Raw genomic sequence first — 13193 nt, 5'->3', positions numbered from 1 at the left:
TATGATGGTTGGGCAACCAATCATCGCCGCGCCGCAGCTCGTACGTCCGCTCCCTGTCCGCACCGGGGCCAAAACAAAAAAGCCGGCAGCGCATGGCTGCCGGCCTGATATCGAAACGGAGCGGGAGGATCAGGCCCCAAGCAGATAGGGAGAGATAAAAAAGCGCCAGATCAGGGTGGCCAGCAGCAGGGAGAGCGAGACCCAGAGGAAGCGACGCACGGCTTCGGTACCGACCTTGATGGCCAGACGGCTGCCCAGCCAGTTGCCCGCGATGTTGGCGGCCATCATGGGCAGGCCGACGCTCCAGATGACGGCGCCGTTCCAGATGAAGAGGATCATGGCGCCGAGGTTGGAGGCAAAATTCATGACCTTGGACGTGGCCGAGGCTTCGAGGAGGCTGATGCGCAGGACCCAGTGCAGGGCCAGGATCAGGAAGCTGCCGGTGCCGGGACCGAAAAAGCCGTCATAGATGCCCACGATGAGGAAGCAGAGCGGCGCCAGTATCCAGTAACGGCGACCGGAGGTGAGCGGCGGATTTTTCTGCTCCTTCTTGGGCATGAGGGTGGCCAGCATGGCGAAGGGCAGCAGGAGCACCAGCACCTTGCCCAGCAGGTCGGGCGAGATGTAGAGGGCCAGCTCGGTGCCGATACCTGCCCCTACCAGCGAAAAGCCCACGCCCAGCAGGGCCAGCCGCCAGAGGATGAGGTTGCTGCGGGCGAAGTTGAGCATGGCCACGCCGGTGCCCAGGCAGCAGCCCACCTTGTTGGTGCCCAGGACCAGCTGGGGCGGCAGGCCGGAAAGCAGCAGGGCGGGGATGGTGATGAGGCCGCCGCCGCCCGCGATGGAATCGATGAAGCCCGCCACGAAGGCGGCGCAGGTACAGAAAAGGATGATAGCCGTGCTGACCATGCTACCATTCCTTGAAGATGACGTAGGCGGCCAGCACGATGAGGGCGAAACCCAGGATGTGGTTCCAGCGCAGGGTCTCGTGCAGGTAGAAGACGGAGAAGAGCGAGAAGACCGTCAGGGAGATGACCTCCTGGATGGTCTTCAGCTCCGCCGCATTGAAGTAGCCGTAACCGATGCGGTTGGCCGGGACCTGCAGCACGTACTCGAAAAAGGCGATGCACCAGCTGATGAAGATGACCATGGGCAGGGCCATGCTCTTGTGCTTCAGGTGACCGTACCAGGCGAAGGTCATGAAGACATTGGAGAGCACCAGCAGGCCGACTGTGGCGACCGGGACGGGGATCTGCATGACAGGCTCCTTGGAGCAGATAAAGAAAAAACGCCCATGTTTCCACAGGCGTTGAAATTTCTGGAGCCCTTGACCAGGATTGAACTGGTGACCTCATCCTTACCAAGGATGCACTCTACCGACTGAGCTACAAGGGCGGTCCTATATGTCCGGGTTTCCCCAAAAAAACGCCCATGTTTCCACAGGCGTCGTGTTGTTTGCTGGAGCCCTTGACCAGGATTGAACTGGTGACCTCATCCTTACCAAGGATGCACTCTACCGACTGAGCTACAAGGGCGTACTCAACGAAGAAGACTTCTACGGAAAAACTCCCTCGGGGTCAAGCGATTTTTTCATTTTTTGCTGAGAAAAATTTTCAAGACAATAACATGTTGAAATATAATGATTAAATTGTCGAATTTTGAGCGGGTAAGCCGGGCATAGGGGCTTGCAACGTCCGGCCGGCAGCGCGGGCGGCAGTTTTGGGAAAAAATCTCGGCGCCTGCGTGACAAGCGATGGAGGCAGAAGGGCGCGGACGTGGCCTCTGGTGACCACACCATCTGCCGCATGCGGCCGGGCGGCATCGGCGCAGGCGGACACACGGGAGCCATGCAGAGAAAGGAGCATACGGAGATCCCGCTGACCCATCATTGGCAAGAGGGCTTTTACGCAGGATGAGGGGGCAGACAGCCTTTGCGTGAACGGCCTTTTCACGGACAGTCAGCGCACTGCCGTGGCAGGGCAAGGTGGAAAGGCCGGGGAAGAAGGAGGGGAGACACCCACAAAAGAGCGAATCAAGACTGAGGCCCGCAGGTCGCACCTTTCGGGCAGGACACGGACCCAGATAAACGTTTTAGGGGGATGGGGGTGCAGGGGGAAGGGAGACCCTTTTCCAAAAGGGGCCCCTTCCCCTGCCAAAAGAATTCCCTAACGCTGTTCCAGCAGACGCATGATGCCCCGGAAGAGGGCGCGGCGGGCGTGGGGCGGACGCCGGTCGTCTTCCTTGCGGGCTTCGGCCAGCAGTTTTTCCAGCTCCGGGCGTCCCGCGGCTTCGGCATCGGGCCAAGGGAAGGCCGCCAGAAGATCCTCCACGTCCGCCTCGGCAGCGGAGAGCAGCTTTTCCCGCCACTGTTCGGCCAGGTGCAGACGGGCGGCATCGGCCTGCTGGCCGTTCTTGCGGGCCTCGATGGCTTCGGCCAGCGGCCCGGCGTCCACCTCGCGCATGAGGCGGCCTATGAACTGCAGCTGACGGCGCTTGCCTTCACGGTTGCTGATGCGGGTATAGAGGCGCAGGGCCTCCAGCAGATCGGGCGTCAGGGGCAGCCTGTCCAGTTCGTTGACGGGCAGCTTGGTCAGCTCGGCGCCCAGATCCTGCAGGGCCGAGCTCTGGCGCTTTTTGGCCGAGCGGCTGAGCTGTTCGGGGGCTTCCTGCCCGTTGGTCTCCACATCCCACTGATACTGTTTCTTGCGCGGCATCTTAGAGCACCACTCCCAGGATGACGCCCACCAGCACCAGCGGCGAGATGATGCCGTTGAGGGTGAAGAAGACCATGTTCACGCGGCTGAGGTCCTGCGGACGCATCAGATGATGTTCCCAGAACAGGATGGCGGACACACCGGACCAGAGCACATACCAGGGCCAGGCCAGTCCGGCGGCGATACCGGTCAGGAACAGGAAGATGGACGTGACGGCATGGGAGAAGCCGGCAATGGCCAGCGCGGTGTCCGGGCCGTAGATCGAGGGCACGGAGCAGAGGCGGAAGGCCACGTCGAAATCATAGTCCTGGAAGGAATAGTAGATGTCGAAGGCGCCCACCCAGAAGGTCACGGCAAAGAAGAGCATGATGGGCCCCATGGCCAGGCCCTCGGGATTCACGGCCAGGGCACCGGCCAGCGGCGCCAGGCCAAGGGTGGCCCCCAGCCAGAAGTGGCAGACGGCCGAGAAACGCTTGGTCAGGCTGTAGACGGCGGCAAAGATCAGGGCAGGCACCGAGAGGATGAGACAGACCGTGTTGATGGCCGCACAGGCCAGCACGAAGATGGCCGCCATGACCAGGGAGAAGATCCAGGCCTGGCGCACGCTGATCTCGCCGGTGACCAGATGGCGGTTGGCGGTGCGGGGGTTCTCGCGGTCAAAGGGCAGGTCGAAGATACGGTTGATGCCCATGGCGAAGGAACGCACGCCCACCATGGCGATGGTCAGCAGGACGAGCTTGTCCCACGGCGGCATGCCGCCGGCGGCCATGACCGAACCGGCCCAGGCATAGGGCAGGGCGAAGATGGAGTGCTCGATGCGGATCATGCGGCAGAAGGAGACGAAGCCGCGGACGGAAAAACGTCCGCACAGCGCCCCCGGCCGGCAGGAAGGCAGGGAAAAACGGGGAAGAGTGAATTTGGGCAGTTTCATCAGGGATTAACCTCCACAGTCGGCGGGATCGCCGTGCAACTTGTCCAGCGCATGGGGCAGGGCGGGCAGGACAGCTTCCAGATTCTCCACGACAGCTTTGCGGCTGCCGGGCAGGTTGATGATGATGCTTTGTCCCAGCACGCCGGCCACAGCGCGGGAGATGGCCGCATGGGGCGTCTTGGCCAGGCTGGCCTGCATCATGGCCATGCTGAAGCCGGGCAGGGGATAGTCCAGCACCGCGGACGTGACCTGCGGCGAGATGTCGCGCGGGCCCACGCCCGTACCGCCGCTGGTGCAGATGACGTCATAGCCCTGGTTCAGGGCCAGATCCACCAGCAGGGCGCGCAGCTGCACCGCATCATCGGGCAGCAGGAAGCCCTGGCTGTGGCACAGGGGCAGGGTATCGGCCACCAGGGCGGCCATGGCCGGGCCGCTGGTATCGTCGCGCATGCCCTGGGAGCCCTTGTCCGAAAGGGTCACCCAGGCCAGGGCACGGCCCGTGCGCCGCGTCTCGAGGCTGATCTCGCCCACGGGCAGGTCCACCAGAGCGCGGGTCATCAGGCATTGCAGGGCGTGGCCGCCGTCATCGGCGGGCAGCCAGCAGCGGCCCGTGACGCGCAGCAGTTCCACATCGTTCGCATCATACAGGCCGGTGCCCACAGGGATGAAGGGGCACTGGCGCACCAGCGGGGACGCCAGACGATGGCTGGGCATCCCTGCGACCCGGGCCACGGACAGGGGCATGAGGCCCCCGGCGGAACAGGCTCGCAAGGCAACAGAAAGTTTCATGCATCCTCCACAAACTGCCGGGACGGCAGATAACGGCCGCTATTGTAGCGGCAAGCACAATAAGTTACAAGGACGGCAGCCGTGGCCCGTTCCCGGTGCCCGGCAAGATCAGAAAAGGAGTTTTCATGTCCACCACCCGCAGCCAGGACCAGACGCAGCACCTGCATGTGCTGGGGACCGGCAAGATGCCCGAATTGCAGGGCGGCCCCAGTACGGCGCTGCTGGAATCCTTCCCCAACCGTTACCCCCAGCGTCCCTACGTCATCAGCATCGCCTTCCCCGAGTTCACGTCCCTGTGCCCGGTGACGGGGCAGCCGGACATGGGCACCATCACCGTGGAGTATATCCCGGACCAGCTGTGCGTGGAATCCAAGAGCTTCAAGCTCTACATGTTCGCCTTCCGCAACCATCAGTCCTTCATGGAGACTATCACCAACACGGTGCTGGAAGACCTGTGGACCGTGCTCGAACCCTGCTGGTGCCGCGTCAAGGGCCTGTTCGTGCCCCGTGGCGGTACGCGCATCCATGTCTTTGCCGAGCAGTTCAAGGACATGTCCGAGGAAAAGGACGCCGCCGTCCGGGCCGCTGTCCAGGCCTGGCGTACGGAAAGCGATCCGCACAGACCGTAACGCAGCTCCCTCCGGCAGGGCGCCTTTTCCTGCCGGAGGCTTTTTTCGATGTGCCGCGTGCCCGGTCCCGGTCCCAGCCGGCACCGGGACGTCTTTTTATTAAGGATATGCCCATGAGCCTTTCGCACGGCAATGCTCCCCGTCCTTCAGGCGGTGCCCGTATGGCCCGCACGGCCGGGATGCTGGCGTTGTTCACCCTGCTTTCCCGCCTGCTGGGACTGGTGCGCGACATGGGCATGGCCTGGATGGTGGGCTGCGGGCCGGTGGCCGATGCCCTGGTGGCGGCCCTGCGCCTGCCGCATCTGCTGCGCCGCCTGCTGGGCGAAGGCTCTTTGTCCATGACGCTCACGGCCTGGCTGGTGCGGCACGATGTGGCGCAAGGCCAGGGGGATCCGCTGCCCGCTCTGGCCTCCGGCCTGTTCCGGCGCCTCGTGCTGGTGCTGGGCGGCCTTGTCCTGCTGGGCATGCTGGCAGCACCGCAATTGCTGGCCTTTCTGGCGCCCGCGCTTTCTCCTGAAGCCTTGGCGGAGGGCAGCAGCCTGCTCCGCCTTTGCCTGCCCTATGTTTTGCTGGCGGGGATGGCGGCCCTGGTCATGGCGGTGTTGCACTGCCGCGAAGTCTTCTGGCTGCCCGCGCTTTCGCCCGTCATCTTCAATGTGGTGGTCATCAGTGCCATGCTGGCGGGCTGGCTGGCGGGAGGCACAGAGGCTGTCCCGGCGGCACTGGCCGCGGGCATGAGCGCCGGGGGCCTGGCCCAGTGGCTGGCCCAATGGGGCTATGCCCGTCATGTATTCCCGGCGACCGCCATGGAGCGTCCGGCCGCCGCGCCCTCCGGCCGTGAGCTGTGGGGCTGTCTGGGGCGCTTGCCCCTGGGCCTGCTGGGGGCCGCCGCGCCCTCCGGCCGTGAGCTGTGGGGCTGTCTGGGGCGCTTGCCCCTGGGCCTGCTGGGGGCCGCCGCGCCGCAGCTGGTGATGCTGGCGGCCATGGGGCTGGCGGTGGGCAGTCAGATCGCGGGCCTGTACTATGCCGAGCGCCTGCTGGAGCTGCCGCTGGGCCTGATCGGTGCCTGCCTCGGCATGGCCAGTTTGCCGCGTTTGAGCCGTCTGGCCGGAGAAAAAGATTTTGCCGCCTTCCGGCGGGACATGGCCCTGGCCTTGCGCTGGGCCACGCTCTTGTCCCTGCCTGCGGCGGCGGGGCTGTGGGCCGTGGGCCCCTGCCTTGTGGACGTTTTGCTGCATCACGGGGAATTCGATGCCACGGGGGTGCGGCAGGTGACCCTGGCCCTTTGGGCGTACCTGCCCTGCCTGCCCGCCTGCGCGGTGAGCCGCTGCCTGCTGGCGGGCTGCAACGCCCTGGGCGACGTGCGCCTGACGGCCTTGTCCTCGCTGCTTGCCGTTGTTTTTACGCTTGCAGGCGGGGCGTGGCTGTTACATAGTATGGCAAGGGACATATATTTTTGTTTGCCGGCTGCGGCGGCCAGTGCGGCCCTGTGGGGACAGACCGTCTGGCTGTGGCGGGGGCTGCGTCGACGTTTGCGGCCTTTGCTGCCCGCGCCGGCGCTTCTGGACGGCATGGCCTGTCTGCGGCATGTGCTGGCCGCGGGCGCGGCAGCCGCAGGTGCCCTGATCGTCCTGCGCCTGTGCGGCATGGTCTGCCCGTTGCAGGAGCTGCTGTCCGTAATGCCGGTCCTGTTGCCCGGGCTGCCCGCCATGGCGGGCCTGGCTCTGTCCATCGGGGCCGGATGTTGTGCCTGGGGGAGCGCCCTCGTTCTGCTTGGGGACGCCGATACGCGTATGCTGGCACATAAGCTGCGCACAAAATTGCAAGGAGATTCCCGCTCGTGAAGCGGTCAGTTCTTATTTTCCTGACCAGATACCGCCGCTGGGTGGCCCTGGCCTGCTGGCTTTTGGTCATATTGCTCTTTCTGGCGCAGGCAGCGTGGAACATCATGGCTGAACGCGATGCCGCACAGAACCGTCTGCAGAACGAGGCAGGCCGGGTGGCCAGCCGTTTCACCCATCTGCTGGGACTGCACGGGGAACTCACCGCCGTTTCCACGGACGCCCTGGTGACGGGGCTCATGGAGGATCAGCGCCTGTACGCCGTGACGGTGCAGGTGGGGGACAGTCTTTTTTCCGGCCAGCGCCGCAATGAGCACTGGGAGGCCGTGCCCTGGGACGGCGAGATCACGGAGAATACCGTGCAGGGCATGAGCCCGCTGCGCCGGGAAGGGCAGCCCGTGGGCACGGTGGAGGTCTATCTTGCCCGCCGCCTGGTGCAGGAAGGTTCGGACAAGGTCATGCAGCGCGAGACCTGGCGCTTCATCATCAATACGCTGCTGCTCAGCGTCTTTCTGGCGGCGCTGTACTGGCACTGGGGCGATCTGAGGCGCCTGCATTCTTTGGGGCTGCAGCTTTTGCGCAAGCAGGGAGATCCGGAGCCGGAAAAATCCGACGACCGGAAGTGGCGGCCCGTCTCCGGTGAGGATGTCGCCGCCCCCGAGGACGCACTGCCGGTGGATGCCATCCGCGGCAGGCATTTCCAGCAGGGGAACCCCGCAAGCTGGCATATGACCGCGGCCCTGTTCCGCCAGACCTTTGCCCATGCGCCCATGCTCATGATGCGCCTGTATGCGGAAGATGAGCTGGAAGGGCTGTGCCATCTGGGGCGGATGCTGCTTGCCGCAGCGCCCTGCCTGGGGGCTGTGCGCCTTGAGGACAGCGCCCGCGAGATGCTCGATGCGCTGGAGGATCCCGGCTGTGAGGCGCGTGCGCTGGCCGTGGAGACCTGTGCGACTGATCTTGAAGAAGTTTTGCAGGCCCTGAGCGGGGCCGCAGTGAAATAAGGAGAGACTATGGGCTTTTTTTCCGCAGTAAAAAAGTTTTTTGGTGGGGGCACCGAGGAAACGAAAGAAACGCAGGCCGCGGCAGTCGAGAAGGAAGCGGCCGCAACGTCTGTTGCCCCGGAGGAGCCTGCCGCTGATACCGGGAGCGCCGTAGCGGAGCCGGAAAGCACGCCGGAACCGGAGAGCGTCCCGGCGGCTGAAGAAGTCGTTGCCCCTGCTGAAGACGCATCTGCGGACGAGGCCCCGGAAGACGAGGCCGCCCCCGTTGCCGGGGATGTCGAACAGGTGGCGCCGGAGGCTGAAGCCGTGGTCGCGGATGAGCCCGTGGTGGAAGTGCCCGCCGCTGAAAGCGATGGCCCTGCCGCCGGAGCCGCAGAGGAGGGCGGGAGCGTCGAGGCTGCCGTGACGGTGGCGCCTGCCGACCAGCCTGCGGCGTCCGAAGCTCCGGCAGAAGCCGAGAGCACCGTGGCGGAAGCTGAGGTGCCGACGCTTCTGGATGAGCCCTCCGTGGAGGCCGAAAGCGAACCGGTCGCCGAAGCGGAAGAAGCCCCGGCTGCTGTGATGGAAGATGAACTCCCTTCGGTCGAGGAGCCTGTGACGGAAGCGGCTGCCGAGGCTGCGGCGCCGGAAGAAGCTTCCGGTGATGCCGCTGCAGAAACGGGTGCTCCCGAACAGGATGGCGTCAGTTCGGAAGCGATTGCTTCGGAAGCTGAGGCTGCGGAAGCCGAAGTTGTCGAGATGTGCGAGGAGCCTGCTGGCGTTGATGCCGCTCCCGTGGATGTTGTGGAAGAATCCCCTGCAGAAGAGGAAGAGGCCCCTGCCGAAGCGGAAGCTGTGGCTGTCGAGGCTGAGACCGTTGTGGAGACTGCCCAGGAAGAGGAAGAAGAACCGCTGCCTGAGGCCGTGACCGGGGCCGATGCCGTCGTGATGGCTGATGCGGCCGGTGACGATACGACCACTGTGACCCCTGTTGAAGCCGACGAAGCTGCCGCTGAAGAAGCTGACGACGCCGGGACGGATGTCGCGGAAGAGGAAGCTGCCCGCGACGAGGTCCGCGAAGAAGCGGAAGAAAAGCCCGAAGCGTCTGCGCCCCGTCGCAGCTGGTGGCAGCGCATCTTCGGCAGTGACGAAGATACGGCCCGGCCGGAAGCGGCTGCCCCTGCTGGCGAGGCTGAAGAAACGCCTGTTGCGGTGGAGCAGGAGGCGGGCGAAGACGTCCATTCTGAAACTGCCGTAGCGGAAGCAGGTACGGATGAACGTGTCGCGGCTGCCGCTGAAAGCACGGAACAGGAACCTCCGGCCGAGGTGGAAAAAGACACGGAGAGCGCTGCTACGCCGGACCAGGACGAGCCCGTCGCTGAGGTCGTGGCCGATGCGGCCCTTGCCGCCACTGCCGTTGCTGCGGCGGCTGCCACGGCCGAGCGTCCCACCGCGCCCGCGCTGGAGACCTGCGGTCTTGATCCCGCTCTGGCCCAGTCCATGATCCTGCGTCTGCGCGAGGCCGAACCGCGCCTCTCCGTCTGGCTGGGCATCGTGCTGGAAGGTGTGGAAGAAGCCGGGGACGAACTTTGGAAGCGTCTGCGCTTCCTGCTGCGTTCGCTGGATGCGCCCGCCGCCGAAGTGGACGCCTTCGTGGATGATTTCCGTGGCTGGCTGGAGCGTATGGAATATGTGCAGCTGGACGAATTCCGCTCCGAGTTGCAGTATCGCCTGACCCTGGCCCTGGACATGGAGGACGAGGAAGACGAGCGCAGCCGTCTGTTCCTCAAGATCAGCGAAGGCCTGAGCCGTACCCGCGAGCAGTTCTCCCGCCGTCTGGACAGCCTGTTCAGCAGCCACGGCGAACTCAACGAAAGTTTCTGGGAAGAGCTGGAAGAGCTCTTCATCATGGCCGACCTGGGCTACGAATCTTCGCTGGAGCTGGTGGAGCGTCTGCGTGAACGGGCCCGCAAGGAGAACGTGACCCGCGTGGAAGACGTGCGCGGCCTGCTCATGGCCGAAGTGGACGAGATCTTCCGTCTGCCGCGTCGTATCAGCGCCGTGAACCCGCCCGAAGTGGTGCTCTTCATCGGCGTCAACGGCGTGGGCAAGACCACCACCATCGCCAAGCTGGCCCACCGCGCCCGCATGCAGGGCAAAAAGGTCATGATCGCCGCGGCCGACACCTTCCGTGCGGCGGCCATCGAGCAGCTGCAGGTCTGGGCCGAACGCGTGGGCGCGCTCTTCCATGCCCGCCCCGCCGGTTCCGATCCGGCCTCCGTGGCCTACGAAGCCATGGACCGCGCCCTGGCCGAAAAGGTGGACATCCTCTTTGTGGATACCGCCGGCCGCCTGCAGACCAAGGTCAACCTTATGGAAGAGCTGACCAAGATCCGTCAGGTGCTGGGCAAGAAGCATGAAGGCGCGCCGCACCGCTGCATCCTGGTCATCGACGCCACCACCGGCCAGAACGCTCTTTCGCAGGCCAAGCTCTTCAAGGAAGCCGCCGGTGTGGACGAGCTCATCCTCACCAAGCTGGACGGTACGGCCAAGGGTGGCGTGGCCATCGCCGTGGCCATGCAGGAAAAGCTGCCCATCACCTATGTGGGCCTGGGCGAAAAGCTCGAAGACCTGCGGCCCTTCAACGGTGCCGACTATGCCCGCGCCCTGTTGGGCGACCTGGATCAGGGCAAGTAGCGCTGATTTTAGTATGATGTAGACGAGAGGGGGGCTTTTCCTGCTGGAAAAGCCCCCTCCCGCTTTTTTGGGGAAAAAAACGCTGTGCCGAGCTGTGGATCTCGCCCGCTATCCTGGGCAGCCGTCACATCCCGCTCCCGGATCTTGCGGGAGGAAGGCCTCCAACAATCGAAGCAACAATTTTTCGTCAGGCCGTTTGCCTCTTCGGCAGGGGCGCTTGGGGGGCAGCCCCCGATCAGTGATGCCGCTGGGGATTTTTTCTTTTTTGCTTCATGGAGCCACAGGTCGTGTTTTTTTCGCTTCGGCCTGTGAGAAATTCCCCACTCCGGCGGATGGCAAGATATATTTTATGACATGCCTCCTTTATCCGCGTCTGAGCTCCGTTTTTTTCTTGCCGGAACGGGAAAATCAGCAATAGCGCGAAAAAAAATCCCTCTCGCAGTGAAAAAAACTTGACGCATCGCCCCATTCCCGATAGAAGGAACCTCGCCTTGAGCAACAAGGCTGTTCCCTGGACGGCAGGGAAGGGCAGATTGAGTCTGTCCTGATGCACCCAAAGCGGTCGCTCCGCGGCGGGTTTTGACATGTGCAGGCGTTACCAGATGCCGAGACAATGTCGAGCCGTTCCAGCCCACACAGCGGATCCCACCTGGCGATCAGGTGACCCCGGGCTGTAAAGGTAAGGGGGGATGTTCCCCCATTTGGTGACCCTGCGGGACCACCCTCGTCACTGCTTCAGTCAGTGACAGGCCTGGGCTACGCCGGGAAGCATCACACGGATGATGCAGGCACGCTCAGGCGTCCGTACCTTCCGATATATCTGATTCCTTCAGATTCTGTGATGTGCGCTGCTTCAAGCGCTTCTCTTCCCCAAGTTGTTGCCCAGTCTCCCCAACGGGTGAGGCCGACCTTCGGGCCCGTGGTTTTTGGCCCGCGCAAAGCTGTTAAGAAACCTGCGCCGAACCCAACCGGCCAGGATTTTTCAAACGGAGTAGGCAACAATGACGACAGTTAGCAGTGATCGCATTCGGATCAAGCTCAAAGCCTACGATTACCGCATCCTGGACAAGGCTGTTGCGGAAATCGTGGATACGGCGCGCAATACCGGTGCCGGTGTGGCCGGGCCCATCCCGCTGCCCACCAATATTCATAAGTACACCATTCAGCGTTCCGTGCATGTGGACAAGAAGTCCCGTGAGCAGTTCGAAATGCGCATCCACAAGCGGCTTATGGACATCCTTGAACCCACGCAGCAGACCGTTGACGCCCTCGGCAAGCTTTCCCTGCCCGCTGGCGTGGACGTTGAAATCAAGCTCTAGTGAGAGGCAGTCATGGCTGAGAAAATGGGAATTTTGGGTCGTAAACTTGGTATGACCCGCATTTTTGCCGGTGACGGCGCCGCTGTGCCCGTCACGGTGATTCAGGCCGGGCCCTGCCCCGTCACCCAGGTGAAGACCGTTGAAACCGACGGTTACAACGCTCTGCAGATCGCGCTGACCGAAGACAAGGAAAAGCACGTCAGCAAGGCCATGAAGGGCCACTTCGCCAAGGCCGGCACCGGCCTGTACCGCGAACTGCGTGAAATCCGCCTGGAAAACGCCCCTGAAATGGAACCCGGTCAGGAACTGACCGTGGAAATGTTTGCTACCGGCGACAAGGTCAAAGTGACCGCCAAGAGCATCGGTAAGGGCTACCAGGGCCGTATGCGCCGTTGGAACTTCGCCGGTTCCAAGGATACGCACGGTTGCGAAAAAGTGCACCGTAACAACGGCTCCATCGGTAACAACACCTTCCCCGGCCATGTGTTCAAGGGCCGTAAGATGGCTGGCCATTGGGGCAACGAAACCGTGACGGAAATGGGCCTTGTGATCGTTGACGTTCGTCCTGCCGACAACGTCATCCTGGTCAAGGGTTCCGTGCCCGGCCCCAAGAACGGGCTGGTGCTGATCCGCAAGCAGTAGAGGAAGCACAACAATGGCTACCGTGAAAGTTTATGACCAGAACAAGCAGGAATGCGGCGAACTGACGCTTTCCGCCGACGTGTTTGAAGTTGAGGCTCGTCCCGAGATCCTCAACCTCGTGGTGCGTGCCCAGATGGCCGCCAAGCGCGCCGGTACCCACATGGCCAAGACCCGCGCCTTCGTTTCCGGCGGCGGCGTGAAGCCCTGGAAGCAGAAGGGCACCGGTCGCGCCCGTTCCGGCTCCAATCGTTCGCCCGTGTGGCGTGGCGGCGCCATCGTGTTTGGCCCCCAGCCCCGCGATTACAGCTTCAAGGTCAACAGCAAGGTGCGCGCCCTGGCCATGAAGATGGCTCTGTCGAGCCGTCTGGCCGCCGAAAACCTGCTGGTGGTCAAGGGCATCGAACTGCCCGAAGCCAAGACCAAGCATTTTGCCAAAGTGGCCGGTACTCTGGGCCTGAACAAGGCTCTCATCGTGACCGCCGAGGAAAGCGAAGCCCTGACCCGCTCCGCCCGCAACATCCCCGGCATCACGCTGACCACGCCTGATCGTCTGAGCGTGCTGGAGATCCTCCGCCACAAGCAGCTGGTCCTGCTGGAAGGCGCCGTGGCGCCCGTGCAGGCCCGCTTTGAAAAATAAGAGGGGCAACT

The 13193-nt window shown here is 63.6% G+C and carries 12 protein-coding genes and 2 tRNA genes; 7 read left to right on the top strand and 7 right to left on the bottom strand.

The window, feature by feature from the left end:
- Positions 1 to 129: 129 nt before the first annotated feature.
- The 7 genes from ACQRCJ_RS00925 to ACQRCJ_RS00895 all read right to left on the bottom strand — a co-directional run bounded on the left by ACQRCJ_RS00925 (position 130) and on the right by ACQRCJ_RS00895 (position 4434).
- On the bottom strand, positions 130 to 909 hold the full coding sequence (locus ACQRCJ_RS00925) for a sulfite exporter TauE/SafE family protein (protein ID WP_168935969.1): 780 nt from the start codon (positions 907 to 909) through the stop codon (positions 130 to 132).
- Position 910: 1 nt separating this feature from the next.
- Complete coding sequence (locus ACQRCJ_RS00920) at positions 911 to 1258, bottom strand: DMT family protein (RefSeq protein ID WP_006008375.1); 348 nt, start codon at positions 1256 to 1258, stop codon at positions 911 to 913.
- A gap of 61 nt (positions 1259 to 1319) precedes the next feature.
- A tRNA-Thr gene (locus ACQRCJ_RS00915) sits at positions 1320 to 1395 on the bottom strand.
- A 64-nt stretch (positions 1396 to 1459) separates the two neighbouring features.
- Positions 1460 to 1535: transfer RNA gene (locus ACQRCJ_RS00910), tRNA-Thr, on the bottom strand.
- A gap of 630 nt (positions 1536 to 2165) precedes the next feature.
- Positions 2166 to 2714 carry a ribosome biogenesis factor YjgA gene (gene yjgA, locus ACQRCJ_RS00905; RefSeq protein ID WP_168935252.1) on the bottom strand — a complete coding sequence of 183 codons (549 nt, stop codon included), beginning with the start codon at positions 2712 to 2714 and terminating at the stop codon, positions 2166 to 2168.
- 1 nt (position 2715) lies between these two features.
- Positions 2716 to 3540: a 4-hydroxybenzoate octaprenyltransferase gene (locus tag ACQRCJ_RS00900; RefSeq protein WP_168935258.1), complete on the bottom strand. Its 825-nt coding sequence runs from the start codon at positions 3538 to 3540 to the stop codon at positions 2716 to 2718.
- A 111-nt stretch (positions 3541 to 3651) separates the two neighbouring features.
- The gene (locus ACQRCJ_RS00895; protein WP_168935251.1) at positions 3652 to 4434 is read right to left on the bottom strand and encodes a MogA/MoaB family molybdenum cofactor biosynthesis protein; all 783 of its coding nucleotides are present in this window, start codon (positions 4432 to 4434) and stop codon (positions 3652 to 3654) included.
- 125 nt (positions 4435 to 4559) lie between these two features.
- Between ACQRCJ_RS00895 and queF the strand changes: the two genes are divergently transcribed.
- From queF to rplD, 7 genes are all read left to right on the top strand, one after another.
- On the top strand, positions 4560 to 5063 hold the full coding sequence (gene queF, locus ACQRCJ_RS00890; protein ID WP_304023106.1) for a preQ(1) synthase: 504 nt from the start codon (positions 4560 to 4562) through the stop codon (positions 5061 to 5063).
- Between the two features lie 113 nt (positions 5064 to 5176).
- Positions 5177 to 6907, top strand: coding sequence for a murein biosynthesis integral membrane protein MurJ (murJ, locus tag ACQRCJ_RS00885; RefSeq protein ID WP_427799176.1), 1731 nt, complete (start codon positions 5177 to 5179; stop codon positions 6905 to 6907).
- The gene (locus ACQRCJ_RS00880) at positions 6904 to 7908 is read left to right on the top strand and encodes a hypothetical protein (RefSeq protein ID WP_427799175.1); all 1005 of its coding nucleotides are present in this window, start codon (positions 6904 to 6906) and stop codon (positions 7906 to 7908) included. The genes murJ and ACQRCJ_RS00880 overlap by 4 nt, the downstream gene beginning before the upstream one ends.
- A 1113-nt stretch (positions 7909 to 9021) precedes the next feature.
- Positions 9022 to 10584, top strand: coding sequence for a signal recognition particle-docking protein FtsY (gene ftsY / locus ACQRCJ_RS00875; RefSeq protein ID WP_427799183.1), 1563 nt, complete (start codon positions 9022 to 9024; stop codon positions 10582 to 10584).
- Positions 10585 to 11585: 1001 nt separating this feature from the next.
- Complete coding sequence (gene rpsJ, locus ACQRCJ_RS00870; protein ID WP_006008400.1) at positions 11586 to 11903, top strand: 30S ribosomal protein S10; 318 nt, start codon at positions 11586 to 11588, stop codon at positions 11901 to 11903.
- 12 nt (positions 11904 to 11915) lie between these two features.
- A complete protein-coding gene (rplC, locus tag ACQRCJ_RS00865; protein ID WP_168935248.1) occupies positions 11916 to 12545 on the top strand; it encodes a 50S ribosomal protein L3 in 630 nt (209 codons plus the stop codon).
- 13 nt (positions 12546 to 12558) lie between these two features.
- A complete protein-coding gene (gene rplD, locus ACQRCJ_RS00860) occupies positions 12559 to 13182 on the top strand; it encodes a 50S ribosomal protein L4 (protein WP_006008404.1) in 624 nt (207 codons plus the stop codon).
- Positions 13183 to 13193: the final 11 nt, after the last annotated feature.

It is taken from the genome of Desulfovibrio sp. SGI.102 (assembly GCF_050314315.1).
Classification (GTDB): Bacteria; Desulfobacterota; Desulfovibrionia; order Desulfovibrionales; family Desulfovibrionaceae; genus Desulfovibrio.
Note: the sequence above shows the minus strand (reverse complement) of the source record. Positions and strands in the feature narration are given on the sequence as shown.